General features: G+C 70.4%; 26 protein-coding genes and 1 pseudogene. 20 read left to right on the forward strand and 7 right to left on the reverse strand.

Annotation, left to right across the window (positions count from 1 at the left end; all coding sequences use genetic code 11):
• Positions 1-108: 108 nt before the first annotated feature.
• The 14 genes and pseudogenes from AB0M73_RS35100 to AB0M73_RS35165 all read left to right on the forward strand — a co-directional run.
• Positions 109-819: pseudogene (locus tag AB0M73_RS35100) on the forward strand (glycoside hydrolase family 16 protein); the annotation flags it as partial.
• Positions 820-1,144: 325 nt separating this feature from the next.
• Positions 1,145-2,380, forward strand: a complete 1,236-nt coding sequence (locus tag AB0M73_RS35105) for a family 16 glycosylhydrolase (protein ID WP_363900131.1) — start codon at positions 1,145-1,147, stop codon at positions 2,378-2,380.
• On the forward strand, positions 2,380-3,450 hold the full coding sequence (locus tag AB0M73_RS35110) for a ricin-type beta-trefoil lectin domain protein (RefSeq protein WP_363900134.1): 1,071 nt from the start codon (positions 2,380-2,382) through the stop codon (positions 3,448-3,450). Before AB0M73_RS35105 ends, AB0M73_RS35110 begins: the two co-directional genes overlap by 1 nt.
• Entirely contained in the window at positions 3,447-4,814 is a 1,368-nt protein-coding gene (locus AB0M73_RS35115) for a ricin-type beta-trefoil lectin domain protein (protein ID WP_363900137.1), read from the forward strand. The genes AB0M73_RS35110 and AB0M73_RS35115 overlap by 4 nt, the downstream gene beginning before the upstream one ends.
• 75 nt (positions 4,815-4,889) lie before the next feature.
• A complete protein-coding gene (locus AB0M73_RS35120) occupies positions 4,890-6,281 on the forward strand; it encodes a serine hydrolase domain-containing protein (RefSeq protein WP_363900303.1) in 1,392 nt (463 codons plus the stop codon).
• Positions 6,282-6,287: 6 nt separating this feature from the next.
• Positions 6,288-6,953, forward strand: coding sequence for a YoaK family protein (locus AB0M73_RS35125; RefSeq protein WP_363900140.1), 666 nt, complete (start codon positions 6,288-6,290; stop codon positions 6,951-6,953).
• A gap of 32 nt (positions 6,954-6,985) precedes the next feature.
• Positions 6,986-8,362 (forward strand): sialidase family protein, encoded by a 1,377-nt coding sequence (locus AB0M73_RS35130; RefSeq protein WP_363900143.1) that lies wholly within the window; start codon positions 6,986-6,988, stop codon positions 8,360-8,362.
• Between the two features lie 4 nt (positions 8,363-8,366).
• Positions 8,367-9,395, forward strand: coding sequence for an MsnO8 family LLM class oxidoreductase (locus AB0M73_RS35135; RefSeq protein WP_363900146.1), 1,029 nt, complete (start codon positions 8,367-8,369; stop codon positions 9,393-9,395).
• Between the two features lie 40 nt (positions 9,396-9,435).
• Complete coding sequence (locus AB0M73_RS35140; RefSeq protein WP_363900149.1) at positions 9,436-10,539, forward strand: AMP-binding protein; 1,104 nt, start codon at positions 9,436-9,438, stop codon at positions 10,537-10,539.
• Between the two features lie 2 nt (positions 10,540-10,541).
• On the forward strand, positions 10,542-11,852 hold the full coding sequence (locus tag AB0M73_RS35145) for an aldehyde dehydrogenase family protein (RefSeq protein WP_363900152.1): 1,311 nt from the start codon (positions 10,542-10,544) through the stop codon (positions 11,850-11,852).
• 107 nt (positions 11,853-11,959) lie between these two features.
• On the forward strand, positions 11,960-13,372 hold the full coding sequence (locus tag AB0M73_RS35150; protein ID WP_363900155.1) for an FGGY-family carbohydrate kinase: 1,413 nt from the start codon (positions 11,960-11,962) through the stop codon (positions 13,370-13,372).
• 48 nt (positions 13,373-13,420) lie between these two features.
• A complete protein-coding gene (locus AB0M73_RS35155) occupies positions 13,421-13,906 on the forward strand; it encodes a hypothetical protein (RefSeq protein ID WP_043725230.1) in 486 nt (161 codons plus the stop codon).
• Between the two features lie 21 nt (positions 13,907-13,927).
• Positions 13,928-14,227 (forward strand): hypothetical protein, encoded by a 300-nt coding sequence (locus AB0M73_RS35160; protein WP_363900159.1) that lies wholly within the window; start codon positions 13,928-13,930, stop codon positions 14,225-14,227.
• A gap of 89 nt (positions 14,228-14,316) precedes the next feature.
• Complete coding sequence (locus tag AB0M73_RS35165) at positions 14,317-14,475, forward strand: hypothetical protein (RefSeq protein ID WP_157495181.1); 159 nt, start codon at positions 14,317-14,319, stop codon at positions 14,473-14,475.
• Between the two features lie 50 nt (positions 14,476-14,525).
• Here the strand turns inward: AB0M73_RS35165 and AB0M73_RS35170 are convergent, their stop codons facing one another.
• Positions 14,526-15,749, reverse strand: a complete 1,224-nt coding sequence (locus AB0M73_RS35170) for an amidohydrolase (RefSeq protein WP_363900162.1) — start codon at positions 15,747-15,749, stop codon at positions 14,526-14,528.
• Positions 15,750-15,759: 10 nt separating this feature from the next.
• Positions 15,760-16,179 (reverse strand): nuclear transport factor 2 family protein, encoded by a 420-nt coding sequence (locus tag AB0M73_RS35175; protein ID WP_363900165.1) that lies wholly within the window; start codon positions 16,177-16,179, stop codon positions 15,760-15,762.
• Positions 16,180-16,259: 80 nt separating this feature from the next.
• Here AB0M73_RS35175 and AB0M73_RS35180 point away from each other — a divergent pair, with 80 nt between their 5' ends.
• Positions 16,260-16,781, forward strand: coding sequence for a TetR/AcrR family transcriptional regulator (locus AB0M73_RS35180; RefSeq protein WP_363900168.1), 522 nt, complete (start codon positions 16,260-16,262; stop codon positions 16,779-16,781).
• Here the strand turns inward: AB0M73_RS35180 and AB0M73_RS35185 are convergent.
• Positions 16,768-17,709: an AsnC family transcriptional regulator gene (locus tag AB0M73_RS35185; RefSeq protein WP_363900171.1), complete on the reverse strand. Its 942-nt coding sequence runs from the start codon at positions 17,707-17,709 to the stop codon at positions 16,768-16,770. The two genes, AB0M73_RS35180 and AB0M73_RS35185, sit on opposite strands and share 14 nt — an antisense overlap.
• A gap of 72 nt (positions 17,710-17,781) precedes the next feature.
• On the opposite strand from AB0M73_RS35185, the gene AB0M73_RS35190 reads away from it, so the two are divergent.
• From AB0M73_RS35190 to AB0M73_RS35200, 3 genes are all read left to right on the forward strand, one after another.
• On the forward strand, positions 17,782-18,426 hold the full coding sequence (locus AB0M73_RS35190; RefSeq protein ID WP_363900174.1) for a class I SAM-dependent methyltransferase: 645 nt from the start codon (positions 17,782-17,784) through the stop codon (positions 18,424-18,426).
• A gap of 180 nt (positions 18,427-18,606) precedes the next feature.
• Positions 18,607-19,161: an NADPH-dependent FMN reductase gene (locus tag AB0M73_RS35195; RefSeq protein ID WP_363900177.1), complete on the forward strand. Its 555-nt coding sequence runs from the start codon at positions 18,607-18,609 to the stop codon at positions 19,159-19,161.
• A 3-nt stretch (positions 19,162-19,164) separates the two neighbouring features.
• Positions 19,165-21,015 carry a maleylacetate reductase and hydroxyquinol 1,2-dioxygenase domain-containing protein gene (locus AB0M73_RS35200; protein ID WP_363900180.1) on the forward strand — a complete coding sequence of 617 codons (1,851 nt, stop codon included), beginning with the start codon at positions 19,165-19,167 and terminating at the stop codon, positions 21,013-21,015.
• Here the strand turns inward: AB0M73_RS35200 and AB0M73_RS35205 are convergent.
• Positions 20,991-22,178, reverse strand: coding sequence for an MFS transporter (locus AB0M73_RS35205; RefSeq protein ID WP_363900183.1), 1,188 nt, complete (start codon positions 22,176-22,178; stop codon positions 20,991-20,993). The genes AB0M73_RS35200 and AB0M73_RS35205 overlap by 25 nt on opposite strands.
• Positions 22,175-22,945 (reverse strand): DeoR/GlpR family DNA-binding transcription regulator, encoded by a 771-nt coding sequence (locus AB0M73_RS35210; protein ID WP_363900186.1) that lies wholly within the window; start codon positions 22,943-22,945, stop codon positions 22,175-22,177. The genes AB0M73_RS35205 and AB0M73_RS35210 overlap by 4 nt, the downstream gene beginning before the upstream one ends.
• A gap of 95 nt (positions 22,946-23,040) precedes the next feature.
• On the opposite strand from AB0M73_RS35210, the gene AB0M73_RS35215 reads away from it, so the two are divergent.
• On the forward strand, positions 23,041-23,640 hold the full coding sequence (locus tag AB0M73_RS35215) for a TetR/AcrR family transcriptional regulator (RefSeq protein ID WP_043725211.1): 600 nt from the start codon (positions 23,041-23,043) through the stop codon (positions 23,638-23,640).
• Between the two features lie 193 nt (positions 23,641-23,833).
• Here AB0M73_RS35215 and AB0M73_RS35220 read toward each other — a convergent pair whose 3' ends face one another.
• Together AB0M73_RS35220 and AB0M73_RS35225 are read right to left on the reverse strand one after the other, a co-directional pair.
• Positions 23,834-24,934 (reverse strand): Gfo/Idh/MocA family oxidoreductase, encoded by a 1,101-nt coding sequence (locus AB0M73_RS35220; RefSeq protein ID WP_363900190.1) that lies wholly within the window; start codon positions 24,932-24,934, stop codon positions 23,834-23,836.
• Positions 24,931-25,665: a TIM barrel protein gene (locus tag AB0M73_RS35225; RefSeq protein ID WP_363900193.1), complete on the reverse strand. Its 735-nt coding sequence runs from the start codon at positions 25,663-25,665 to the stop codon at positions 24,931-24,933. Before AB0M73_RS35225 ends, AB0M73_RS35220 begins: the two co-directional genes overlap by 4 nt.
• 141 nt (positions 25,666-25,806) lie before the next feature.
• On the opposite strand from AB0M73_RS35225, the gene AB0M73_RS35230 reads away from it, so the two are divergent.
• On the forward strand, positions 25,807-26,565 hold the full coding sequence (locus AB0M73_RS35230; protein WP_363900196.1) for an SDR family oxidoreductase: 759 nt from the start codon (positions 25,807-25,809) through the stop codon (positions 26,563-26,565).

Here is a 26,565-nt window from a genome sequence, read left to right on the forward strand (position 1 = left end):
CCGGTGGAGGGTGGCGTCGGCGATCGCGGCGGCCTTCTCGGCGCCGTCGGCGAGCACCTGGTCGAGGTAGCCGGGGTCGCCGCTGATCTCGTTGAGCCGCAGCTGACCGCCACCTTCACCGAGGACTTCAACGGCGCGGCCGGCAGCCCGGCCAACAGCAGCCGCTGGAACTACGAGACCGGCGACAACGTGAACAACCACGAGCGTGAGTGGTACACGTCCGGGGCGGCCAACGCCGCGCTGGACGGCAACGGCCACCTCGTGATCACGGCCAAGAAGGAAGGCGGCCACACCTGCTGGTACGGCCCGTGCCAGTACACCTCGGCCCGCCTGAACACCTCCGGCAAGTTCACCGCGCAGTACGGCCACGTCGAGGCGCGCATGCAGATCCCGCGCGGCCAGGGCATGTGGCCGGCGTTCTGGCTGCTGGGCACCAACATCGGCAGCGCGGGCTGGCCCAACTGCGGCGAGATCGACATCATGGAGAACGTCGGTTTCGAGCCGAACACCGTGCACGGCACCATTCACGGGCCGGGTTACTCCGGCTCCGGCGGCATCGGCGCCGGCTACAGCGGCCCGGTCTTCGCCGACACCTTCCACACCTACGCGGTGGACTGGTCGCCCAACAAGATCGTGTGGTCGGTGGACGGCCACGCCTACCAGACTCGCACGCCGGCCGATCTCGGCGGCAAGAGCTGGGCGTTCAACCACGGCTTCTTCATCATTCTCAACCTGGCGGTCGGAGGCTACTGGCCGGGCGACCCCAACGGCAGCACGCCGTTCCCGGGCAAGCTCACCGTGGACTACGTGCACGTCACAACCGGCTGACATATCAGCGTTTCCGACGTTCCCGCCCGGACCGCACGACGCCGGGCGGGAACGCCGCGCGCCCTAGTTGATCTTGACGTCGCGGGACTTGTTCCTAGTCCTGGACGAACTGGCCGCCAAAGCATTGCCAAATCCGGTCCCACCCTCGGATACTCGTCGCACCGACGGGCAAACCCCTGTGCCCGCTGGATTTCGATCCCTGCCACAGACCGATTTCGCGACCCTGCAAGGTAAACCGCCGCACACAGCCGAGATCCGCCCTCGGCCGGTGCCTCCTGCGGTGCGAACTGACGTTCCCCGAGAGGCGAGACCCATCATGCGCAGACCCAGACATCTCCTGCTGGCCGCGGTGTTCGCGGCCACCACCATCGTCCCCTTGGGACTGACGGCCTCGGCCGCGCCCGCCGCACCGGCGGCCGCCACCTTCACCGACGACTTCGACGGTCCGGCCGGCGCCGCCGCCGACGGCAGCAAGTGGCAGTACGAGACGGGCGACAACGTCAACAACCACGAGCTGGAGTGGTACACCGCCGGCAACTCCAACGCCGCGCTGGACGGCCAGGGCCACCTCGTGATCACGGCCAAGCAGGAGGGCGGCCACAACTGCTGGTACGGCCCGTGCCAGTACACCTCGGCCCGCCTCAACACCGCGCAGCACTTCACCCAGGCCTACGGCCACTTCGAGGCCCGCATGCAGATTCCGCGCGGGCAGGGCATGTGGCCGGCGTTCTGGATGCTCGGCGACAACATCGGCGACCCGAACGTCGGCTGGCCCAACAGCGGCGAGATCGACATCATGGAGAACGTCGGTTTCGAGCCGAACACCGTGCACGGCACCATCCACGGCCCCGGCTACTCGGGCTCCGGGGGCGTCGGCGCCGGCTACTCGCTGCCCGGCGGCCAATCCTTCGCCGACGGCTTCCACACCTTCGCGATCGACTGGTCGCCCAACCGCATCACCTGGTCCGTGGACGGAAACGCCTACGAGACAAGGACTCCAGCCGACATCAACGGCAACCGCTGGGTGTTCGACCACGGCTTCTTCATCATCATGAACCTGGCGGTCGGCGGCTACTGGCCGGGCAACCCCGACGGCAGCACGCCGTTCCCGGGCAAGCTCACCGTGGACTACGTGCACGTGACCACGGGCGACAGCGGGCCTCCCCCGGGCGGCGGCGGCTCGATCACCGGCCTCGGCGGCAAGTGCGTCGACGTGGCCGGCGGCAACAGCGCCAACGGAACCCCCGTGCAGCTCTACGACTGCAACGGCACGGCCGCGCAGCAGTGGAAGGTCGCCAACGGCCAGATCCAGGCGCTGGGCAAGTGCCTCGACGTCTCCGGCGGCGGCACCGCCAACGGAACCCCGGTGCAGCTCTACGACTGCAACGGGTCCGGCGCGCAGAACTGGGCGGTCAGCGGGGCCAACGACATCGTCAACGTCCAGGCCAACAAGTGCCTCGACGCCTCGAACAACAGCTCCGCCAACGGAACCCGGCTGCAGATCTGGGACTGCGGCGGCAACGCCAACCAGAAGTGGACGGTGAACAGCTGATGCGCAGGCGAATTCTCACCGTGCTCGCCGGTTTCCTGTTGGCCCTGCCCCTGTTCGGCGTGACCTCGGCGCCGGCCATGGCGTCCGATCCGGGCGGCCCGTCGGCCAGCCAGCTGCTGGCCAAGGTGACCAACTGCCAGCAGATCTCCAACGGCACCTACGCCACCGACGAGGGCCAGGGCGGCAGCGTGCCCGTCTGCCAGGCTAATGGCGCCGTGTTCTTCAAGGGCGACATGGACGTTGACTGCGACGGCGTGCGCACCTCGCAGTGCAACGAGCAGACCGACTGCTGCTTCTACCCGGACACCGCTTTCCACACGTCCACCGACCAGCCGCTGAACGCGGCTCAGCTGCCCTACATCGTGCTGCCGAGCCCCTCGGGCATCTGGGACTACCGGACGGCCGGCATCGAGGGCGGCGCGGTGGTCGCGGTGATCTACAACAACCAGGTGACCTACGCGGTCGTCGGCGACACCGGTCCGACCGGGATCATCGGCGAGGCCTCGTACGCCACCGCGCAGTCGGTGGGCATCAACCCCGATCCGCGCAACGGCGGCACCGCCAGCGGTGTCACCTACATCGTGTTCCCGCACTCGCAGGTGAACCCGATCGAGAACCACGGCAGCGCCGTGTCTCTGGGCCAGCAGCTGGCCACCACGTTCGTCGGCGGTGGCGGTGGCAACCCGCCGCCGCCCACCGGCGGCACGATCACCGGCATCGGCGGCAAGTGCGTGGATGTGGCCGGGGCCAACAACACCAACGGCACCGCCGTCCAGCTGTACGACTGCAACGGCAGTGCCGCGCAGCAGTGGAGCGCCGGTTCCGACGGCACGATCCGGGCCCTCGGCAAGTGCCTTGACGTCTCCGGCGCGAACTCGGCCAACGGAACCGTGGTCCAGCTGTGGGACTGCAACGGCAGTGCCGCGCAGAACTGGTCCCGCCCGGGCGACGGCTCGGTGCGGGCGCTGGGCAAGTGCCTCGACGCCTCGAACAACAGCTCCGCCAACGGAACTCGGCTGCAGATCTGGGACTGCGCCGGCTCCGCGAACCAGAAGTGGACGGTCGCATGATCAGGAAATCTCTCGTGCTGCTCGCCGGCGCGGCCGCGATCACGACCGTGCTGCTGCCGGGCACCGCGTCCGCGGCCACCGGGGCGATCACCGGCTTCGGCGGCAAGTGCGTCGACGTGGCCGGGGCCAACAGCGCCAACGGCACCGCCGTGCAGCTCTACGACTGCAACGGCACCACCGCGCAGCAGTGGACGGCCGGCTCCGACGGCAGCCTCCAGGCGCTGGGCAAGTGCCTGGACGTGGCCGGCGCGAATCCCGCCAACGGCACCAGGGTGCAGCTGTGGGACTGCAACGGCTCCGGCGCACAGCAGTGGACGGTCGGCGGTAACGGCTCGCTCCAGGCGCTGGGCAAGTGCCTGGACGCCACCAACAACAGCTCCGCCAACGGGACCCTGCTCCAGATCTGGGACTGCGCCGGCTCGGCCAACCAGACCTGGGCGGCCCCCGGCGGCGGCACCACTCCCCCGCCGCCGCCCCCGCCGCCCAACGGGGCGATGGCCGTCGCGCCGTACTACTACAACGGCTGGGGCAACCCGCCGGACCCGCGCACCATCATGAACGCGACCGGCGTCAAGTGGTTCACGATGGCGTTCGTGCTCAACAACGGGTACTGCAACCCGATGTGGGACGGCGGCCGGCCGCTGACCGGCGGCGTGGACCAGAACACCATCAACACCATCCGCTCGGCCGGCGGTGACGTGGTGCCGTCGTTCGGCGGGGCCAACGGCAACAAGCTGGAGGCCTCCTGCAACACCCCGGGCGAGCTGGCCGGGGCGTACCAGAAGGTGATCAACACCTACGGCCTCAAGGCGATCGACCTCGACTTCGAGGGCGACGTCTACGGCAACGCCACCTACCAGCAGCGCATGGTGGACGCCCTGAAGATCATCCGGGCCGGCAACGCCGGCATCGCCATCTACATCACCATCGGCAGCGGCCAGGACGGCCCGGGCAACGACCTGATCACCCGGGCGGCCAACTCCGGGCTGACCGTGGACGTGTGGACCATCATGCCGTTCGACTTCGGCGGCGCCGGCCAGGACATGGCCAGGCTCACCGCACAGGCCACCGACGGCCTGGAGCGGGCGGTGCGCGACGCCTACCACTACAGCGACGACGTTGCCTACCGCCACAGCGGCCTGTCCTCGATGAACGGCATCACCGACAACAACGAGCGGGTGACCGTAGCCAACGCCCAGACCATGCTCGGCTACGCCAACCAGCACCACCTGGGCCGGTTCACGTACTGGTCGGCCAACCGGGACCGGCCGTGCCCCGGCGCCTACCCGAACGACGACACGTGTTCGGGTGTTGCACAGAACGCGTGGGATTTCACTCGTACATTCGCGCAATACAAGGGCTAAAGCCCCTGATGTTGTGACCTGACAGGACGGCGCGGGGCGACCCGCGCCGTCCGTATGCTCCCTCCGGTGCAGCGTATGGAGCACTGGCAGAACAGGCTCGACGAACTGGCCCGGCGGCACGGTGTGCCGGGCGCCGTACTGGGGATCTCCTCCCCCGGCATGACCGGGGTGGCCGCCACCGGCGTGCTGAACGTGAGAACCGGCGCGCCCGTGCGGCCGGATTCCGTGTTCCACCTGGGGTCCATCACCAAGGTCTTCGTGACCACGGCGGTGCAGCGGCTGGTCCAGGACGGCCGACTGGACCTCGACAAACCGGTGTCGGCCGTGCTGCCGGAACTGAACCTGGGCGAGATCACCGATCGGGTGAGCCTTCGTCACCTGCTCACCCACACGAGTGGCATCGACGGCGACGTCATCGTGGACACCGGGCGGGGCGACGACTGCCTCGCCCGGTATGTCGCCCAGTTGGCCGATGTCGCCCAGAACTCCCCGCTCGGCGCCACCTGGTCGTACTGCAACTCGGGTTTCAGCCTGGCCGGGCGGGTCATCGAGCAGGTGACCGGGCAGGTGTGGGACGCCGCCATGCGGGACCTGGTGTTCGACCCCCTGGGATTGCGGGACACCCTCACCCTTCCGGAGGAGGCGCTGCTGCGTTCGGCCGCCGTCGGCCACATGGTCGAGGACGACAGGACGATTCCCGTGCGGCAGTGGCAACTTCCCCGCGCCATCGGCCCCGCCGGCCTCATCGCCGCCACGGTCTCGGACGTGCTGACGTTCGCTCGCCTGCACCTCGACGGCGGCGGGGAGCTGCTGACGACGTCGTCACTGGAGCAGATGCAGGCCGAGCAGGTCCGGGTGGACGCCAAGTACTCGCTGGCCGAGACCTGGGGCCTGGGCTGGCAGCGTTTCGTGTGGGACGGGCAGCGGCTGATCGGACACGACGGTTCGACCATCGGCCAGCAGTCGCATCTCGTGCTGCTGCCGTCGCAGGGGCTGGCCGTGGCGCTGCTGACCAACCGGCGCACCCCTCACCTGTACGAGGACCTCTACCGGGAGATCTTCGCCTCGGTCGGCGTGGAGATGGCCCGCCAGCCCGTGCCACCCGTCACGCCCCTGGGGTTGCTGCCCACCGACTACGTCGGCGTGTACGAGCGGGCCGGGCAGCGCATCGAGGTGCTGCTTTCGTCAGGGAAGCCCATCCTGCGGGTGACGACCCTGGGCAAGCTGGCCGAGTACATCCCCGATCCCGTCGAGGAGCTGCCCATGGTGGCCCTGGAGCCGGACGTCTACCTGGTCCCCCTGACCGGCAGCGACCACTGGCTCCCCGTCAGCTTCTACAGCCTGGCGGATGGCAGCCCGTACCTCCACTTCTGCGGGAGGGCAAGCGCTCTCAATGACATGCCGCGCGTCCCGCGCGGGGCGAGGTCGCACCGTAACGGCGGTGGGTCCGGCGACACGGCAAACTGATCCGCCATGGAGGTCATCACCGCCAAGACCCTGCGGCTGATCGTGCTGCTCGGCGTCGCGGGCGGCTACCTGGACGCGTTCACGTTCGTGGCCCACGGCGGCGTGTTCGCCAACGCCCAGACCGGCAACGTGGTGCTGCTGGCCGTGGACGCGGCCCGCGGCGACGTGGGCGGGGCGCTGGCCCACGTGCCGCCGCTGATCGCGTTCGTGCTGGGCGTGGCGGCGGCGGAGACGCTGACGCATCCCCGCATCGCCCCGGTCGTGCGCCGGCCGATCCGGGTGGCGCTGGTGATCGAGATCGTGGTGCTGCTGGTCGTGGGCGTGATCCCGACCTGGTTCGCGAGCAGCGCGGTGGTGCTGGCGGTGGCGTTCGTGGCGGCGCTGCAGAACGCCACCTTCGGCACGGTCCGGGAGTGGTCGGTGAACACGACGATGACCACCGGCAACCTGCGGACCGCCGCCCGGGCCACGTACCGGGCTGTGTTCCGCCGCGACGAGGATGCCGGCCGCCAGGCCCGGACCTTCGGCCTGGTGGTGCTGTCGTTCCTCGTCGGCGCGGGTGTGGGCGCGCTGGTCGCCGAGCTCGTCGGCAACATGGCGGCCTGGGGTGCGAATTTCCTGATCGTGACCGGATTGGCGCTTTTCTTCCTCGACGAGCGTGCCCCGGGTTAGGGTCCCCACCGCCACCGAGCAGGGGGGACTACATGAAAAAGTACCTGGTCACGGCCATCGCCGGTTTACTGGCGCTGGCCCCGGCAACCGCTCACGCGGACACCCCGCCCACCGCGGTCAAGATATCGACGCCCAGCCCCTTCCCGGCGGGCTGCGACCACAAGGACCCGGTCGGCGTCAACTACCCGAACGCCGAGGTGCAGCCGGACATCGCGGTCGACCCGCGCAACCCGTCGCACATGGTCTCGGCCTTCCAGACCGACCGCTGGCAGGGCGTCGGCGGCCACGGCCTGATCACCGCGGCCACCTTCGACGGCGGCCGCACCTGGACCTACGCCACGCCGCCGGCCGTGTCGACGTGCTCGGGCGGAGCTTTCGACCGCGCCACCGACACCCAGGTGTCCATCGCCCCCAACGGCATGGTCTTCCTGACGTCGCTGAGCATGAACACCACCACCCCGCACGGCGACCACGCGCTGCTGGTCGTCAAGTCGGGTGACGGCGGCCGCAGCTGGGGCACGCCGACCACGATCACTCGTGAGGGCACGGGCGACACCGACAACATCTGGAACGACCTGCCGACGGTGTACACCACCGGCAAGGACGTCTACGTGGCGTGGGACCGGATCAACCTGGACGACGGCACCGGCCCGATCTACCTGGCCCACAGCGGCGACGGCGGCGCGACGTGGGGCGCGCCTCGCAAGGTCGTGGACTTCGGCGTCGGCAAGGGCGCGTCCGGCGTCCGGCTGGCGTCCGTGCAGGGCAAGCTGGTCGCCTTCTTCGCCTACTACGAGCCGATTCCGGGCACGGCCGACTACGCCACGTCCTGGCGGTCGATCACCTCGGCCGACCTCGGCGAGACCTGGTCCGCGCCGGCCGTCGCCGGTCAGGCCAAGTCGGTCGGCACCAAGGAGCCGGGCGGCAAGAACGTGCGTGACGGGCACGACGTGTTCGGCCAGCTCGCGGCCGGCCCGCACGGCGAACTCCGTGCCGTGTGGCAGGGTTCGCAGTTCGCCGGCGACCACGACGGCGCCGTCATGGCCACCTCGACCGACGCCGGGGCCACCTGGTCCGCGCCGGTTCCGGTCGGCTCCTCGCCGGCCAAGCAGTTCATGCCGGCCGTCGCGGTCAACTCCGACGGGGTCGTCGGCGTGACGTACTACCAGCTCGACAGCACCGGCACGTCGTACTGGCAGGCCACCTCGGCCACCGGAACCTCGTGGCACACCACCAAATTGTCCGGTCCGTTCGACATCACGGCCGCGCCGGTCGTCAACGACGGCTCGTACTACGTCGGCGACTACCACGGCATGGCCGCGGCCGGCACGTGCTTCGTGTCGGTGTTCGCCAAGACCAACAGTGGCCAGCCGGACAACCGTACGGACATCTTCTTCACCGTATCGTAGAAGCATGATCCCACTGTCCGTATTGGACCTGTCGCCGATCGTCTCCGGCGGCAGCGCGGCCGAGGCGTTGCGCAACAGCGTCGACCTCGCCCGGCGGGCGGAGGAGCTGGGCTACCACCGTTACTGGGTGGCCCAGCACCACCTCACGCCGGGCGTGGCCGCGGCGGCCCCGTCCGTGCTCGCCACCGCCATCGCCGAGGCCACGTCCCGCATTCGGGTCGGCTCGGCCGCGGTGCTGCTCGGCTACGTCTCGCCCGTGGTCGCGGCCGAGCAGTTCGGCACCCTCGCACACCTGCACCCCGACCGCGTCGACCTCGGCCTGGGCCGGTCCGGGACGACCAAGCTGGCCGAGGTGGTCGGCAAGGTCCCGGACGCGCAGCTGACGGTGTGGGAGCAGCTGAACCGGATCCTCATTCCCGTGGACGCCGGCCCGTACCTCGACCAGGTGCGGTCGATCCTGGAGTTCCTGGACGGCACCGGCGAGCACCACGCCGTCGCCGCCGAGCACGCGCGCTTGCAGGTGTGGATCCACGGAGCGACGCCGGGCGAGAGCGCCCGGGCCGCCGGGGCGCTGGGCCTGCCGTTCGGCGTGGCCTACCACTTCGCGCCGGAGACCGCTTTCGACACGATTGCCGCCTACCGCGCGGCATTCGTGCCGTCGGCCCGGCTGGCCGAGCCGTACGTTGCCGTGTCGGCAGATGTCGTCGTGGCCGAAACCACTTCCGCGGCAAGGGAACTGGCCAGCGGCTACGGTCAGTGGGTGCTCGGCGTGCGGTCCAGCACCGGCGCGCCGCCCTATCCCTCGCCGGCCGAGGTGGCAGCATTCCCTTGGACCGAACGGCAGCGCGCCTCGGTGGCCGACCGGGTCGGCTCGCAGTTCGTTGGCGCGCCGGAGGAAGTGGCCGCCGACCTCGAGGAGTTGCGCGCCAAGGCCGGCGCGGACGAGGTCGTCGTCACCACGATCACCCATGACCACGCCGCGCGCGTGCGTTCGTACGAGCTGCTGGCCAAGGCCTGGGGTACACCCGGATGATGTACTCCGCGCGGGTTGGCGCCGGGTTATGTTCGAATGCGTGTGGGACAACGATGATCTCCCCGGGGCCGAACTCTCCGGGGCCGAGCTCTCCGGCGCCGACGCCGACGGGTACATCCGCGCGGCCATGCGGTGGCACTTCGATCCCGAGACGGGGTCGCCGTTCTGGCTGGCGCAGGCCGCCTCGCTCGGCTTCGACCCGCGCGAGGCGGTGCGGTCGGTCGAGGATCTCCGGCTGTTCCCCACTGTGGTCGACCAGCTGCGGAATGTGCGCCCCGAGCACCTGATCCCGCGCGGCTACGGCGATGCCGCCGACATCGTCGGCGTGTACGACAGCGGCGGCACCACGGGGGCGCCCAAGCGGGTGGTGTTCCTCGACGACTGGCTCCAGCGGATGATCACCCACATGCTGGAGCCGTTGGACCGCCTGGGCATTCCCCTCGGCCTGAACTGGCTGGGCATCCTGCCCACCGGGCCCCACGCCGTCGGCCACTTCATCGGCCTGGCGGCGCGGGCCCGGCGCGGCCTGATGTACACAGTGGACATGGATCCCCGCTGGGTCCGCAAGCTCATCGCCTCCGGCCAGACGGCCCAGGCCGACGCCTATGTCGAACACCTGGTCGAGCAGTCCTCGCATATCCTGCTCAGCCAGGAGATCGGCGTCCTCATGACCACGCCGCCCATGCTGGAGCGCCTGGCCCGGCGGGATGACCTCCTGGCTGCCATCACGCGCAACGTCCGGCTCATCATGTGGGGCGGCGCCCACATGGACGCCGACACCCACGACCTGTTCCGCAACGAGGTCTTCCCCGGCATTCCCCTGCACGGCGTGTACGGCAGCACCATGATCATGGGCGGCGCCAGCCAGCGCCTCGGCGACACCGAGTACCCGATCTTCGACGGCTTCGGCCCGCACATCACTTTCCGTGTGGTCGATCCCGTCTCGCTGGAGCGCGTCCCCTACGGCACGCGGGGCCAGGTCGTCACCAACCACGTCAGCCGTTCCATGTTGCTGCCCAACAACCTTGACCGTGACACGGCCATCCGGGTGCCCGCGCTGCCCGGCCAGCCCGGCGATTCCCTGGGCGATCTAGCGCCCGTGCAGGTGTTCGGCAGCGAGACCGTCATCGAGGGCGTGTACTAGCCATGCTCGCCGTGGACGCCCTGGGCCCAGCCGGCCCTTACCGTTCCCGCAAGCAGCTCACCGTCACCGACGTCACCGGCGTGCCGGTCGCGTCGGTCAGCCTCGTGCCCCGGCTCTACGTCACCCGCACCATGTCGGCTCTCCACCGCGCTGCGGAACTGCCTCTGGCGCAACGGCTTCGGGCCCTGGCCACCGCCGGTTCCTTGTTCGCCAAGGATTCCGACGACTACGTGGACCTGGTGACCCGCGTCTCCGGCCTGCCCCTGGACGACATCCGCTTCGCCGCCAACGCCATCTCCGAGGCGTGCTGCACGGCTTTCGAGGCCGCCCAGCAGGGCCGCCCGCGCGGCGCGTCCACTGTGGAGGATGACCGGGCGGTCGAAGGAGCCGTGTGGACCCGCCGCGGCCACGTCTTCGCCGTCCATGCCGCCGGCAACCATCCGGCCGTGCATTCCCTGTGGCTGCAAGCCCTTGCCCTCGGCTACCGCGTCGCCGTCCGGCCTTCCCGCCGGGAGCCCTTCACCCCGCACCGGCTCATCGCCGCCCTGCGGGCCGCCGGTTTCCCCGACGACCACGTGGTTCTCCTGCCGTGCGAGCACGACGTCGCCGACGAGATCCTTCGCTGCGCCGACCTCGGCATGGCCTACGGCGGCGACGAGGTCATCGCCAAGTACGCCGGGAACCCCCGCGTCCTGCCCCAGGGCCCCGGCCGCTCCAAGATCCTCGTCACCGCCGGGGACTGGGCGCCTTTCCTCGACACCATCGTGTCGTCCATCGCCCATCACGGCGGCGTCGGCTGCATCAACGCCACCGGCATCCTCGTCGAGGGCGACCCCGCGCCCCTCGCCGCCGCCTTGGCCGCCCGCCTCAGCGCCCTGCCCGACACCGTTCTCCCCCGCTACCCCCTCGCCGCCGCCGTTGCCCTGCGCGACCACCTCGCTCAACGAGCCGCCGGCACCCGGCCCTTTCTCGGCGCCGACCAGCTGATCCACGACCTCGGCGACGGCTCCGCCGTCCTCCGGCCAGCCCTGCACCTGCTGCCGTCGGCCGCTTCCCCCCAACTCGGCGCCGAGCTCCCCTTCCCCTGTGCCTGGATCGCCCCCTGGACGCGCGCGGACGGCCTAGCCCCCCTTCGCAACACCCTCGTCCTCACGGCCATCACCGACGACCGCCCCCTGATCGCCGCTCTCCTGTCCGAACCCACCATCGCCAACCTCTACCTAGGCAACCGCCCCACCCACTACTTCCACCCCCACCTCCCCCACGACAGCTACCTCACCGACTTCCTCATGCGCACCAAATCCCTCGCCTGAACCCCCGCGAGTCCCGCTCTCCGTCACACCGAAACACGGTTTCCGGCAGACTGCCCGAACCTGACATTCGGTGGTTCCGAGGGCGTGACTCGCGGAGGTAGCAGGGCGTGCGTGAAGCGATGGTGGGGATCGACGTCGGCACCACCGCGGTGAAGGTCGCGGCCTTCGGCCTGGACGGGGAGCTCCTGGCGAACCACCGGGTCGGCTACCCGATCCACCGCCCCCGGCCGGGCTGGGCCGAGCAGGACGCCGACGACTGGTGGCGTGCGGTCCAGGAAGGCCTCCAGGCCATCGCCGGCCGCTGTGCGATCACCGCGACCGGGATCGTCAGCCAGGTCAACACGCATCTCCTCGTCGACCAGGACTTGAACCCGCTGACGCCGGCGATCATCTGGCAGGACCAGCGGTGCGCGGAGATCGCCAAGAAGCTCGACGGGCGGTTCACCGCCGAGGACAAGGCCCGGATCTGGGGCGGCCCGATCACGCTGGACGCCTCGTTCGTCGGCGCGCGGGCGGAGTGGTTCGCCCGCAACGAGGCGGAGGCGTGGCGGAAGGCCCGCTGGCTCCTGAGCCCGAAGGACTTCATCGGCGCGAAGCTGACCGGCCGCGTGGCGACGGACCTCCTCTCCGGCGTGCGCATCGCGAACGCGGGCGGCTACATCCCGGAAGCCGCCGGCGTGACCGAAGGGCTGCGGGAGCGGCTGCCGGAGATCCTCGAACCGGAGTCGGTCCTCGGGAACGGCCTGGTCGTGGGCACGATGGACGCCTTCGGGGCGGTCTTCGGCGCGGCCACGACCAAACCGGGCCGGGGCATGATCTCCTGCGGAACCTCCCTGGTCGTGGCGGGCGCGTCCGAACACAACGTCCCCACGGCCGGGATCGTCACCTTCCCGCCCCGCGACGGCCTCTACGTGCACGCCGGCCCCACCCAAGCCGCCGGCGACGCGGTGCGCTGGTGGAGCGAGACGACGGGCCTGAGCATCCCCGAGGTATTCGACGACGCCGCGAACGGCGCCTCGCAGGTGATCTTCACGCCCTACCTGTCCGGCGAACGGGCCCCGCTCTGGGACTCCACGCTGCGGTCCAGCTTCCTCAACGTGAGTTCGGCGACCACCCGCGCCGACCTGTCCCGAGCGGTGCTCGAAGGCGTCGCGATGTCCGGCCGGCACGTGCTCGAATTCGTCGAAAAGGCCTGTGGTGCGCCGATGAAAGCGCTTGCCTTCTGTGGCGGCGGGGCCCGGAGCGACGTCTGGGCGCAGATCTTCGCCGATGTGCTGCAACGGCCGATCCACCGGCTCCGGGTGCACGACGCCGGCGTGCTCGGCGCGGCGCTGCTGGGAGCCGTCGGCGCGGGCCTGTACCCGAACGCCGAAACCGCTGCTGAGGCCGCTGTCACGGTCGCGAAGACCGTTCTGCCGTCAAAAACCAACAACCTCTATGACGTTTATGTTGAGATCCACCAAGCGCTGCACGGCATCCACCACCGTCTGGATCCCCAGTTCCCGCGAACGGAGGATTGAGATCAACCGGATCGGGTAATCCCTGGGCCTGATGGGAGGGGAGGACACATGAACGACCGCAAGGACGGCATGGTGCGGCTGCTGGTGCGCACCGCGGTGACCCGCATGCAGGACGAGGATCCGGACGGCGCGCTCGACGCGCTGACGGCGCTGTACCAGGGCGCCGACCACAGCCCGAGAGAGGCCGCCGACGTGCTGGCCGATGCCTCGGCGGACATGCTGAAGTCCCTGTGCGTGCAGGTCGGCGATGGTGCACCGATCAAGATGCAGCTGGGTGACACCGAGGGCAACGAGATCCCCATCGACGACATCGACCCGCCGCTGCGGGCCAGCTTCCGCGCGGTGATGGCGCTGGTCAACTCCGACGAGCAGTCCGCGGACCTGCAACTGGGGCTGGTGTTCGACCGGCACGATCCGGAGGAGGACACCGTCGCGCTCATGCACCTGCTGCTGTGGACCACCGACCTGCTGACGGCCTGTCGCGAGGGCGGGGCCCGGGCGCCGGACTGGCTGGCCGACACCTCGGCCGGCTAGAGCGAAAAGGAAGCACCCCATATGGACTCCTTCGAGGAGACGGTCGAGCTCGCGGTGCCGCTGCGTTTCGCCTTCGAGCAATGGGCCAGCCACAGCTCCTCACCGCGCCCGGTGACCGCGCAACGCCAGGACGAGCTGATCGCCTGGCCCGGGGGTCGCGTTACCTTCCAGTACGTCGACACCCACACCACCAGACTCACGCTGCGCGCGGACCCGGACACCACACCGGCCGGCATCCTGCTGCGCTTCAAGGAGTTCGTGGAGTCGGCGCCGCTGACCTCGCCGGCCACCCGGCAGTACTGGCGCGTGGAAAGAGCCTGATCGGGTTACCCCCGGCGGGGTAGTTTCCCCCTCGGGCACGCCCGGAGCCTGGTAGGCAGACATCAGCACCTGGGGAGGGAGTTTCGCTGATGTCGCCAGGCACTCCGATCTTCGACCAGCTGGCCGAGGCCAGCGGCCTGCACTGGGTGATGCTGCCGGACGGCCGGATCAAGGTCGCCCTGGGCGAACCACGGCCCAAGGAGCAGGCCTCGGACCAGGCCGCCGCCCACCGGGCGCCGGCCCGATGACACGCCGCCCGACGACGGCCAGGCCGACGACGGCCAGGGGCCGGTGAGCGCTACCCCAGCCAGGCCAGCGCCGCCGCCACCAGGGCCGTGACGCCGCCGTCGAGAGTGGGCTGGACCAGGGGCGCGAAGTGCGGCGAGTGGTTGGACGGAATGTCCCGCTCGAACGTGCCGCCGCTGTAGGCGGTCACGAAGCGCTCCTGGTCCTCGCCGCCGAACAGCCAGTAGCAGGTGGGCACGCCGGCCGTGGCGCCGAAGTGGCCGAAGTCCTCGCTGCCGGTCACCGGCCCGGGGTCGACGACCATCGGGAACGCCTCGTCGAAGGCCGCCTTGGTACGTGCCATCGCCGCCTCGTCGTTGACCAGCACAGGGAACGCGTTGGACCGGGTGATCTCCGGGTCCTTGGGCGCGCCGGCGGCAGCGGCCTCGGCGCGCACGATCCGTTCGATCGAGGCCAGCACCCGCGCGCGGACCTGGTCGTCGAAGGTGCGCACGTTCACGCCGAGGTCGACGTGGTCGGGGATGATGTTGTCCTTGGTCCCGCCGTGCACCATGCCGACGGTGACGACCGCGGAGTCCTTGGCCGCGATCTCACGGGAGACGATGGTCTGCAGGCGCAGGATGGTCGACGCCGCCATCACCACCGGGTCGACGGTGGTCTCGGGCCGTGACCCGTGTCCGCCCTTGCCGTGCAGCCGCACGTCGAGCGTGTCGGTGGCGGCGAACGCGGGCCCGGCGTGGCAGCCCAGCCACCCCGCCGGGATGGGCGCGAGGTGCTGGCCCAGCGTGATGTCGGGCTGGCCGAACCGCTCGTAGAGGCTGTCGTCGACCATGGCCTCGGCCCCGACCGCCAGCTCCTCGGCCGGCTGGAACACGGCCAGGATGGTGCCCGACCAGTGGTCACGGCCGCGGGCCAGCAGGTCGAGCGCCCCGAGCAGGCAGACGGTGTGCATGTCGTGCCCGCACGCGTGCATCACGCCGTCGACCGTCGAGGCGTACGGCAGGTCGGTCTGCTCCTGCACCGGCAGCGCGTCCATGTCGGCTCGCAGCAGCACGGTCGGGCCGTCTCCGTTGCGCAGCACGGCAACCACGCCGGTGCGGCCGACGCCGGCGGTGACCTCGTAGCCGGCCGCCTGCGCCCGCCGCGCGACCTCGGCGGCGGTGCGATGCTCCTCGAACGCCAGCTCCGGGTGCGCGTGCAGGTCCCGGTAGAGGTCTTCGAGGCCGGCCCGGACGTCGTCCAGGCCCGCCATCACGTGCTCGCGCGCCGCGGTCATGCTCCCGACACTACAGAGCGAGCCTGCGCTCCTCGGCGGTGATCTTGAGGTCGTTGATGCTGGCGTAGCGCCGCGCCATCAGGCCGTTCTCGTCGAACTCCCACTGCTCGTTGCCGTAGCTGCGCCACCACTGGCCGTCGGCGTCGCGCGACTCGTACTCGAAGCGCACCGCGATCCGGTTGCCCGTGTACGCCCACAGCTCCTTGCGCAGCTTGTAGTCCTGCTCCCGGGCCCATTTCTGGGTCAGGAACTCGCGGATCTCGGCCCGTCCCTTGAGGAAGGTGTCCCGGTTGCGCCACTCCGAGTCCTCGGTGTAGGCCAGCGACACCCGTTCCGGGTCGCGGCTGTTCCAGGCATCCTCGGCCGCCCGCACCTTGGCGCGGGCGGTCTCCTCGGTGAACGGCGGCAGCGGCGGGCGCTGGTCGGCCATGGTCGGCTCCGATCGCTAGAGAACGAGCGTTCTCCGCGTTACCCTAGGAGAACGTTGGTTCTCCAGGCAAGGGGCCGGACATGATCCAGGAAGCCGAAGTGCTGGCCGCGGCCGAGGCGCTGTTCTACGAACGCGGCGTGCAGCAGGTCGGCATGGATCAGGTGCGGGCCGCCGCGGGCGTCTCCCTCAAGCGCCTCTACCAGCTCTTTCCCTCCAAGGACGACCTGGTCATCGGCTACCTGACCGCTCGCGACGAGCGCTGGCTGGCCTCGGTCGCCGCCCACGCCCGCGCCGCCGACGACGTGCTCGCTGTCTTCGACTGGCTGGCCGAGTGGTTCGCCGAACCCGACTTCCGCGGCTGCGCCTTCGTGAACTCCTTCGGCGAACTCGGCGGAACCTCCGAGGCCGTCGCCGCCATCGCCCGACGCCACAAAGAGGCCTTCCGCCAGCTCATCCGCGACCTGGCCGGCGACGACGAACTCGGCGACCAGCTCACGCTGCTGGCCGAGGGCGCGATCACCATGGCCGCCATCGGCGGCTCGCCCGAACCGGCCCAGCAGGCCAAACGGGCGGCTCGGGCGCTGCTCGCTATCCCTGCTTGACCGTCCGCATCAGCACCGCGGTTTCGAGCGACGTGATCTTCCGCAGCGCCCCCACCCGCTCCGTCAGGTACCGGTAGAACTCACCGCTGTCCCGACACGCCACCACCGCCACCAGATTCGTCGGCCCGGTGGTCGCCGCCACGAACGACGTCTCCTCGTGCTCGGCCAGCCGGCGACCGACCTCCGTCAACGCATGCGGTGGCACGGTCATCCACAGCCGGGCCTGGGTGCCGAACCCGAGCACCGCCGCCGGTATGTCCACTTGGTACGAAACAATCCCGTTGTGCCGCAAGATGTCCAGCCGTCGGCGCACGGTCGACTCCCCCAGCGTCGTACGGCCGGCGAGCTCCGCGTACGGCATGCGGCCGTCGCCGGCCAGCAGCTCCAGCAACGCCCGATCGGCGCCATCGACCTCAACCCGAGCCACGCTCGACTCTGGCGGCCGCAGCCGCGAAGCCTGGTCCTCGTCGAGAAACCGCAGGCCCGACCAGTCCGACGGCAGCGAGAAGGCACTCAACACCGAATGCGCGCTGACACCCAGCACCCGCCCGGATCGCGGCAACTTCTCCAGCAGCAGCGTCTCCTCGCCGGGCGGCAACTGGGCGTGGCAGGAGATCTCGGCGCCACCGGACATCACGTGCACCCAGGACACATCGGGACGTTTCGCCAGCGCCTTGGCCAGCGGCAGCGCGACATCCGGCGTGCAACGCAGCCGCAGCGTCCAAGCGCTCCGGCCGAACAGCACGCCGTTGACCGCGCCGACTACCCGCAGCCCGGCCACCGCCCGCAGCCGCCTGTAGCGCCGCGCGACCGTGGTCTCCGAGACGCCCAGCACGTCGGCCACCCGGGCGAACGGAATCCGGCCGTCGAGCTGCAAGGCGTGCAGGAGTCCGCGATCCAGCTCGTCAAGAACGACAGATTCTGCCATATCGGGCAGCCTAGCGCCGGAATGCGCCACCTCCCTAGGCGTTCCCGCCGCCGACGGCTCAGACTTGGGCCCATGAGCCACGACTTCGACGCCTTCTACCAGGGCGAACCGCTCGCCCCCGGGCTGAAGCACAACGGCATCCCGTGGGACATCGCACGGCCGCAACCGGCGCTGGCCGGTCTCGACTTCCACGGCGACGTGCTCGACATCGGCTGCGGTTTGGGCGACAACGCGGCGTTCGTCGCGAACCAGGGCTTCGCGGTGACGGCCGTCGACAGCAGTCCGACCGCCATCGCCGAGGCCAGCAAACGCTTTCCGGACGGCAACGTCCAGTTCGTCCTGGCCGATGCGATCGACCTGGCCGGTTACGCTGCCTCTTTCGACACCGTGCTGAGCTGTGCTCTCTTTCACTGTCTGGACGTCACCGACCGGATCCGCCACCTGCACGCGCTGCGCCGGGCCACCCGGCCGGGCGCGGTCCTGCACCTGCTGACGTTCTCCGACCGGGTGCGCGACGGCCTGCCGTCGCCCTTCCCCCAGTCCGAAAAGGACGTTCGCAAACCGTTGTCCGACAACGGGTGGAACATCACCGACTTCGACGAGGGCACCCTCCTGGCCAACGGCGCGACCATGGTCGCCTTCTTCGACGCCGTCGGCCGGCCGCCCACCGAGCGGCCGGCGTTGCCGTGCTGGGTGGTGCGCGCGGTTCGGGGGTGATCTGGGACACCGAAACTTTCCGAATGGGTCCACCTCAGGATGCGGGCTGGCACGGGGCTTCGGTTCGCGATTAAGTGGACCTTGTCGAATCTTGAGGAGCCGCGTGACCGAGCTTGCGAGGGCACCATTCAACACGGGGACATCGGTCGCCGACGCTCCGAGCGCCACCGAGGAGAGTTTGTGACCGACCTGAACATCCTGGCCATCTCCGGCAGCCTGCGCGCGGGCTCGTTCAACACCGCACTGGTGCGCAACGCCCAGAAGCACGCGCCGGCCGGCATGACCATCTCCACCTACGAGGGGCTCGGCGACCTGCCGCACTACAACGCGGATCTGGACAACGACGAGAACCTGCCGGCCTCGGTGGCCCAGCTGCGGCTGGCCATCGCCGACGCCGACGGGCTGCTCATCGCCACCCCCGAGTACAACTACTCGATCCCCGGCGGACTGAAGAACCTGCTGGACTGGGCCTCGCGGCCGGCCGCGAGCTCGGTGCTGCGGCACAAGCACATCGCCATCATGGGCGCCTCGCCCAGCCAGTTCGGCACCGTGCGGGCGCAGCTGGCCCTGCGGCAGGTGTTCCTGTGGACGCACTCGCACGTGGTGATCAAGCCCGAGCTGATGCTGTTCGGCGCGGCCCAGCGGTTCGACGACGGCGGCAACATCACCGACGAGATGACCATCAACCTGCTGCGCGAGCTGCTGACCGCGCTGCACGACCAGATCCGAGGCTGAGCCATGACGCGCGGTTTCGTGCATTCCCCCAGTCCCACCCGGGTCGTCTTCGGCGCCGGCACGGTGGCGGCGGTGGCCGAGGAGGTGCGGCGGCTGGGTGGTTCCCGGGTGTTGCTGCTGGCTCGGCCCCGGCACGCCGAGCGGGTCGCCGCAGCGCTGGGTGATCTGGTCGTCGCACAGTTCGACGGGGCGCGCATGCACACCCCGGTCGAGGTCACCGCGCAGGCGCTGGACGTCCTGAAGTCGGCCGCCGCGGACTGCGTGGTCGCGGTCGGCGGCGGCTCCACCACCGGCCTGGCCAAGGCGTTGGCCGTGCGAACCGGTGTGCCGCAAGTGATCCTGCCCACCACGTACGCCGGCTCCGAGGTGACGCCGGTGCTCGGCGAGACCGAGAACGGCCGCAAGACCACCCGCCGGTCGCCGGACATCCTGCCGGAGACCGTGATCTACGACGTGGACCTGACGGTGGAACTGCCGGTTCCGACGACGGTCACAAGCGCCGTCAACGCCCTGGCCCACGCCGTGGAGGCGCTGTACTCGCCGGAGGCCAACCCGGTCACCGATGCCGTTGCCGTGCAGGCGATCCATGGCATCACGCACTCGCTGCCCCTGGTCACGGCCGATCCGTCCGATGTGGATGCCCGGGCCGAGCTGCTGGAGTCGGCGTGGCTGGCCGGCAGCCTCATGGCGCAGGTGAGCATGGGCCTGCACCACAAGCTGTGCCACCAGCTCGGCGGCCAGTTCGACCTGCCGCACGCCGAGACCCACACGGTGATGCTGCCGCAGGTCATGGCGTACAAGGAGAAGGAGTCGCCGGAGGCGCTGGCGAAGGTGGCCGACGCGCTGGACGTGCCGGACGCGGCGGCGGCCGTGTACGACCTCGTGCACTCGCTGGGCGGCCCGACCTCGTTGCGGGATCTCGGTCTTGCCGAGTCCTCTTTGGACGACATCGAGCCGGCGTCGGTGCTGCGTGCGGCCTGGGAGGGCACCCGGCCCGAGGGCGCCCCGGACCTGAGCGCGCTGACCGCGCAGGTCATCGCCAGCTTCGACGAGACCCCGAGCCCGCGGCTCAAGCAGCTGATCACCGACCTCGTGCGGCACCTGCACCACTTCGCCGTGCACAACGACCTCACCGAGGACGAGTGGCTGTTCGCCATCGACTTCCTCACCCGCACCGGGCAGATCAGCGACGACAAGCGCAAGGAGTTCGTGCTGCTGTCCGACACTCTCGGCGTGTCCAGCGTCGTGGACGCCCTGACCAACTCACGCAGCCCGCTGACCACGCCGTCGGCGGTGCTCGGACCGTTCTATGTGGAGGGTCCGCCGGCCATGGAGCACGGCGCGGACATCTCCGGCGGCCTCGACGGCGATCCGCTGTGGGTGTCCACGCAGATCGTCGACGTGGACGGCAAGGCGGTGCCGGGCGCGGTCGTGGATGTGTGGCAGGCCAACAAGGACGGCTTCTACGACGTGCAGTTGCCCGAGGTGGACGGCCCGGTGCTGCGCGCCCGGTTCGTCGCCGACGACGAGGGCAGGCTGACGTTCTGGACCACCCTGCCGCGCGAGTACCCGGTGCCGGAGGACGGGCCGGTGGGCCAGATGCTCCAGGGCGCCAACCGCCATCCGTACCGGGCCCCGCACGTGCACTTCATGATCATGGCCCCGAACTACCACAAGCTGGTCACCCAGCTGTTCGTCGAGGGCGGCGCGTACATGGACTCCGACACGGTGTTCGGCGTCAAGAACGGCCTGATCGTGGACTTCCCGAAGGCGCAGGGCGAGCCGCCGGCCGGTCGCGCGGTGGGGCCGGACGGCTGGCACCGGCTGGACTACACGTTCCGCATCGGCCGCTGATCGACGAGTTCGTCGTCCTTGCGTGGATTCAACGCCGACGCGAACACGACGGTCAGCACACACAGGACGATGGGCACGAAGAAGGCCGCGTTGAGGGGCATGAACCGGGTCAGGCCGCCGATGACGGCCGGCCCGGCCAGCAGGCCGACGTAGCCGAGGCCGACGACCCGGGCCATCAGGGCGCCGGCCGAGCGGTGGTCGAGGTTGCCGGCGGCGGTGAACAACTGCGGCACGCCACCGGCCAGCCCGATGCCGAACAGCGCGTATCCCACCAGCGCCAACCAGATCCACGGCGAGAACACCACGACCGTCAGCCCGATCGCGGCGATCGCCGCGCCGTAGCGGACGATTCGGGTCGCCCCGATCCTGGCGGCGACCCGGTCGGTGGCGAAGCGGCCGACGGTCATGGCCACCGCGAACGCCCCGTAGCCGAGCGGGGCCTCGCCGGCCGAGGCGTTGAGGATGCCCTTGAGCTCCAACGTCGCCCAGTCGTTGGCGACGCCCTCGGACAGCATCAGCGCCAGCGCGAGGAAGCCGAGAATCCAGACCAGGCCCTTCGGGGCCGGCTTGGCCGGCGTGACAACGGTTTCCTCGGCCTTGTGGTGGTCGGCGTCGATGGTGAAGCGGCCGGCCACCAGCGAGAGCGCGGCCACGAACAGGCCCACGGCGGTCAGCGTGATCCCGGTCGGCACATTGGCACCAAGCACGACCGAGCCGATCAGGGCGGCGAAGGCGCCGCCGATCGACCACACCGCGTGGAACGCCGCCATGATCGGCCGGGGGTAACCCCTTTCCACCACCACGGCGTGAGCGTTCATGGCGACGTCCAGCGCGCCGTTGGCGAAGCCCATCACGATCATGATCAGGCCGAGCGCCCACCACGAGGTCAGCCAGCCCGGCACCGTCAGCGAGAGCCCGAAGGCCGCCGCCGCGGCCGGCACGAGCCGGCGGGGGCCGATCTTGTCCACCAGCGGGCCGACCACCTGCATGCCGACCAGGGCCGAGCCGCCCAGCACCAGCAGGAGCAGGCCGAGCACGCTGTGCGGGATGTCGACGTCGCGCTCCACGTTCGGCAGGTGCACCAGCCACATGCCGAGGCCGAAGCCGTTCAGGCCGAAGGTCAGGAAGGTCGCGAAGCGGGCAGCCCGTGGGGGCGAGGTCATGCGGTCTCCTCTGTGACGTGCACCAGCACGCCACGTTCGGCCAGCGCCCGGCGCTGGTCCTCGGGTGCGGTCGGGTCGGTGACGACGACGTCGGGGCGGTCGGCCGCGCAGACGTGGGCCAGCGCGGCGCGGTCCCACTTCGCGCCGTCGATCAGCGCGAGGGTCCGGGCCGACATCGCGAGGGCCTGCTGCTTGACCTCCGCGTCGTCCAGGTCGAAGGCGGTGAGCCCGTCGTCGAGGTTGAACGCGCAGGGGCTCAGCACCGCGACGTCGAATCGGAGCTGTCGGAGGGAGTTCAGGGTCAGCGGGCCGACCATGGCCAGCTCCCCAGGCCGCGGCTCACCGCCCGGGATCAGCAGCCGAACCCTTGGCGCGTCAAGGAGTTCCGTCACCGCGTGCAGCGACAACGGCAGCACCGTCACCGCGCGGTCGCGCAGCCGGCGGGCCACCTCCAGCGCGGTCGTGCCGCTGTCCAGGACGATCGTCTCGCCGTCACGGATCAGGTCGACCGCAGCCTCGGCAATGGCCCGCTTGGCCTGCGTCGCCGACACGGCCCGGGCCGCGAACGGCGGTTCCACTCCGGACGGCGTCGCCGGCACCGCGCCCCCGTGCACCCGGCGCAGCACTCCGTGCGCGGCCAGGACGTCCAGGTCGCGGCGCACGGTCATCTCCGACGCGCCCATCTCCACCGCGAGCTCCGCGACCGTCACCTGAGCCGTGCTCTTCAGCCGCTCGACGATCACCCGCTGCCGCTCCGCTCCTCTCACCCGTGGGATGTTTCCATTCCGGACCGTGTTCGCACAACCCGTTTGTTCGTTCTATCACCCGGCTTGTGCCTTTGCCGCTGCGGCATGATGGTTTCATGCGCGCCGTCGACACCGGGGGCTACCTGAAGGGCCGGATCCGCCGGGAGGACATCATCTCCGCGGCGGAAGTCGTGTACGGCGAGGTCGGCTACCACGGGGCGTCGCTGCGGGAGATCGCCAAGCGCGTCGGCATGTCCCACGCCGGCCTGCTGTACTACTTCCCCACCAAGGAGGCCCTGCTCGCCGCCGTCCTGGAGCGCCGCGACGCCGAGGACGCCGAGCGGGAGCAGCTCGCCTCGCCGCCCGGGCTGGAGGTGCTGCGGCACTACCTGGCCCTGGCCTCCCACAACGTCCGCCACCCCGGCATCGTGGATCTGTACTCCCGCCTGGCCGCCGAGGCCGTCGCCGCCGACCACCCCGCCCACGACTACTTCCGTCGGCACTACGACGAAGCCCGGGCCGGTGTGCGGGACTCCTTCCGCGTGCTGGCCGACTCCGGCGACCTCCGTCCCGGCATCGACCCCGAGCAGGCCACCGTCACCTTCATCGCCCTCATGGACGGCCTCCAGGTCCAGTGGCTCACCACCCCCGACGACGTCGACCTCGTCGCCTCCCTCCGCTTCTACCTCCAATCCCTGCTCACAGTCCCCCTCTGACACCGCGAGTCCCGCTCTCGGGCAACTGAATGTCGAGTCACGGAACTCGACACATGGCTGCCCGACAGCGGGACTCGCGGTTGCGGGCCGTGCTCGCCGCCACCATGACCGCCAGGCACCGCAAGGCCGGGTCCGGCGGCGGAGCGGTGGTGGGACAGCACCGAACCGGCCCCACCCGCCAAGAACCGGTCGGTCAGGTGCCGAAAGTAGCGCTGAAAGGATCCCAGTCCACCGGCAGGGCGGGCGGAACCTCAACGGTGCTGGCGACTTCTACGGAATGGCCAGCGGCGATGGACTCCTCCACGGCGAGCAGGGCGTCCAGCACGTGGTAGGCCAGTTCGCCGGAGGCGCGCTCGGGCACGCCGGCGCGGATGGAGCGGGCCAGTTCGAGGGCCCCGGTGCCGCGCTCGGCGGAATGTCCTTGCGCCGCAAGCTCCTCCGGCTCGTCGCCGAGATGCAGGACGGTGCTGCCGACGAACTTGTTGGGGTCGGGCAGGACGGCGGTGCCGGCGGAGCCGGTGACCTCCAACTGGCCCCGCCGCACGAGCTTGGAGTCGAAGCTGAACACGACCTGGGCGGAGCCGCCGCGCTCGAACTCCAGCAGCGCGGTGACGTTCGTGAGGACGTCGACGGGGAACTCGGTGCCGGCCTTGGGTCCGCTCGCGATGACCCGGCGGTCCTGGGCCCGCGCCCCGGATCCGGTGACCCGCCGGATGGGGCCGAAGAGCTGGATCAAGGTGGTCAGGTAGTACGGCCCCATGTCCAGCAGCGGACCGGCCCCGGGCTGGTACAGGAACTCCGGCGACGGATGCCAGATCTCGGGCCCGGGCACCTGGAACAGCGCCAGGGCCGACAGCGGCGTGCCGATGGTGCCGGCGTCGACGGCCCGGCGCGCGGTCTGAAGGCCGGCGCCGAGGACGGTGTCAGGGGCGCTGGCGACCCGAAGGCCGCGCTCGCGGGCACGGTCGAGCAGCTTCCGGCCGGTCTGCCGGTCCATGGCCAACGGCTTCTCGGCCCACACGTGCTTGCCGGATTCCAGCGCCGCCAGGCCGACGTCGACATGCGCGCTGGGCACGGTCAGGTTGATGACGAGCTCGATGTCCGGCGAGGCCAACAGCTCGGCCACGGCGCCGGAGGAAGGCACGCCGAACTTGGCGGCCTGGGCGGCGGCGCGGGCGGTGTCGAGGTCGGCGACGAACAGCACCCGCAGGTCGGGGAAGCTGGTCAGGTTGGTCAGGTAGGTGTCGCTGATGACGCCGGCGCCGATCACACCGACGCCCATGGGCCCGCTCACGGCTCAAGCCCCACGACGAAGGCACGGCTGGCGGCGATGCCCTCGTAGATGTCGCCGTCGTACTGGTCGAACTCCACGACCCGCAGCGCCTGCGGAGCGGCGGCGAGGACCTCGGCGACGGGCACGGTGCCCTGGCCGGCCGGGACCTGGCCGGTGGCGTCGGTGTTCAGGCCGCCGTCCTTCACGTGGATGGCCCGCACCCGGTCCCCGAGCCGCCGCAGCAGCGCCGGGGCGTCCTCGCCGCCGGCCGTGGCCCAGTAGGTGTCGACCTCCAGCACCAGGGCGGGGTCGAGCTGGTCGGCGAACACCTCGAAGGCGCTGCGGCCGTCGAGTCGGGACTGCAACTCCCACCAGTGGTTGTGGTAGCCGACGCGCACCCCGTGCTCGGCGGCGAGCTTGGCGGCGGCGTTCAGGGCGTCGGCGGTAGCGCCGATATCGCCGGCCTGCTGCCAGTGCTCGGCGCCGACGAACGGGTCGATCACCACGTCGATGCCCAGCTCGGCCGCGGCGGCGAAGACCGCGGCCTGGTCGGCGCCGATCAGCCGGGCGTGCGCGGTGGGCGCGGTGAGGCCGTTGGCCGGCAGGCCGGTGCGCAGCGTGGCCACGTTCTCCAGCACGCCGTACGGCTCGACATGCTTGAACCCGATCTCGGCCAGCCGCGCCAGCACGGCGGCCGGGTCCTCGGCGAACCTGTCGCGGACCGAGTACAGCTGCACGGAAAGCTCGCTCATCCCAGCTCCTTGGGGTCGGTGACCGCCGTCACCCCAAATCTCTACCACTTGGTAGAAATCTACGCCAGAGGGTTATGGCTCCGCGAAAGATGGCGTGGGCGGTGGTTGTGCGCCGTCCGTGAGCCGTGATCATGTAACCGAGTGAAACGATTCGACGGACGCCGGGTGCTGATCACCGGCGGCGGTTCGGGCATCGGCCGGGCGGTGGCGTTGCGCCTGGTGTCCGAGGGCGCGGAGGTCGTGGCGGTCGACGTGGCCGAGGACAGCCTTCAGGAAACCGCTCAGCAGGCCGGCAAAGGCCTATATCCGCTCATAGGCGACGTTTCCTCGGAATCGTCGGTCACGGATTTCATGGCCACGGCGTTGCACCACCTGGGCGGCCTGGACGTGCTGGTGAACAACGCGGCGGTGCTGCACGCGGCGCACACCCACGAGACCTCTCTGGAGCTGTGGAATCGCACGATCGCGGTCAACCTGACCGGGATGTTCCTCGTCACGAGGGCGGCCTTGCCGGCGCTGACCGCAACCGGGAACGGAGTTGTCGTCACGATCGGCTCGACCGCCGGCTCGTTCACCCATCCGTTCCTGTCGGCCTACGCGGCGACCAAGGGCGGGGTGCAGGCCTTCAGCCGGGCCATCGCGGCCGAGTACGCCGACCAGGGTCTGCGAGCGGTCACCATCCAGCCGGCCGGCATCGACACCGGCATGCCGGCCCGGGTCGGCGAGATCCTGCCCGAGGGCGCGGACATCATGCTGCTGGCCCGAAACGTCTCGCTGCTGACCAAGGGCGCGCTGGTGCCGCCGGACCGGGTCGCGGGGGTGGTGGCGATGGTGGCCTCCGACGACGGCCGGCACATCACCGGCACCGAGATCCGCGTCGACGGCGGCGCGCACGCGTGA

The sequence above is a fragment of the Kutzneria sp. NPDC051319 genome, from assembly GCF_040682195.1.
Lineage (GTDB): Bacteria > Actinomycetota > Actinomycetes > Mycobacteriales > Pseudonocardiaceae > Kutzneria.

Excerpts from the sequence above, each read along its gene's own strand:
- AB0M73_RS35165 (WP_157495181.1), top strand. The coding sequence starts at position 14,317 with ATGTCGCCAGGCACTCCGATCTTCGACCAGCTGGCCGAGGCCAGCGGC.
- AB0M73_RS35135 (WP_363900146.1), top strand. The coding sequence starts at position 8,367 with ATGATCCCACTGTCCGTATTGGACCTGTCGCCGATCGTCTCCGGCGGC.
- AB0M73_RS35125 (WP_363900140.1), top strand. The coding sequence starts at position 6,288 with ATGGAGGTCATCACCGCCAAGACCCTGCGGCTGATCGTGCTGCTCGGC.
- AB0M73_RS35130 (WP_363900143.1), top strand. The coding sequence starts at position 6,986 with ATGAAAAAGTACCTGGTCACGGCCATCGCCGGTTTACTGGCGCTGGCC.
- AB0M73_RS35115 (WP_363900137.1), top strand. The coding sequence starts at position 3,447 with ATGATCAGGAAATCTCTCGTGCTGCTCGCCGGCGCGGCCGCGATCACG.
- AB0M73_RS35170 (WP_363900162.1), bottom strand. The coding sequence starts at position 15,749 with ATGACCGCGGCGCGCGAGCACGTGATGGCGGGCCTGGACGACGTCCGG.
- AB0M73_RS35155 (WP_043725230.1), top strand. The coding sequence starts at position 13,421 with ATGAACGACCGCAAGGACGGCATGGTGCGGCTGCTGGTGCGCACCGCG.
- AB0M73_RS35225 (WP_363900193.1), bottom strand. The coding sequence starts at position 25,665 with ATGAGCGAGCTTTCCGTGCAGCTGTACTCGGTCCGCGACAGGTTCGCC.
- AB0M73_RS35175 (WP_363900165.1), bottom strand. The coding sequence starts at position 16,179 with ATGGCCGACCAGCGCCCGCCGCTGCCGCCGTTCACCGAGGAGACCGCC.
- AB0M73_RS35180 (WP_363900168.1), top strand. The coding sequence starts at position 16,260 with ATGATCCAGGAAGCCGAAGTGCTGGCCGCGGCCGAGGCGCTGTTCTAC.
- AB0M73_RS35160 (WP_363900159.1), top strand. The coding sequence starts at position 13,928 with ATGGACTCCTTCGAGGAGACGGTCGAGCTCGCGGTGCCGCTGCGTTTC.
- AB0M73_RS35205 (WP_363900183.1), bottom strand. The coding sequence starts at position 22,178 with ATGACCTCGCCCCCACGGGCTGCCCGCTTCGCGACCTTCCTGACCTTC.
- AB0M73_RS35145 (WP_363900152.1), top strand. The coding sequence starts at position 10,542 with ATGCTCGCCGTGGACGCCCTGGGCCCAGCCGGCCCTTACCGTTCCCGC.
- AB0M73_RS35190 (WP_363900174.1), top strand. The coding sequence starts at position 17,782 with ATGAGCCACGACTTCGACGCCTTCTACCAGGGCGAACCGCTCGCCCCC.
- AB0M73_RS35185 (WP_363900171.1), bottom strand. The coding sequence starts at position 17,709 with ATGGCAGAATCTGTCGTTCTTGACGAGCTGGATCGCGGACTCCTGCAC.
- AB0M73_RS35200 (WP_363900180.1), top strand. The coding sequence starts at position 19,165 with ATGACGCGCGGTTTCGTGCATTCCCCCAGTCCCACCCGGGTCGTCTTC.
- AB0M73_RS35215 (WP_043725211.1), top strand. The coding sequence starts at position 23,041 with ATGCGCGCCGTCGACACCGGGGGCTACCTGAAGGGCCGGATCCGCCGG.
- AB0M73_RS35105 (WP_363900131.1), top strand. The coding sequence starts at position 1,145 with ATGCGCAGACCCAGACATCTCCTGCTGGCCGCGGTGTTCGCGGCCACC.
- AB0M73_RS35120 (WP_363900303.1), top strand. The coding sequence starts at position 4,890 with ATGGAGCACTGGCAGAACAGGCTCGACGAACTGGCCCGGCGGCACGGT.
- AB0M73_RS35110 (WP_363900134.1), top strand. The coding sequence starts at position 2,380 with ATGCGCAGGCGAATTCTCACCGTGCTCGCCGGTTTCCTGTTGGCCCTG.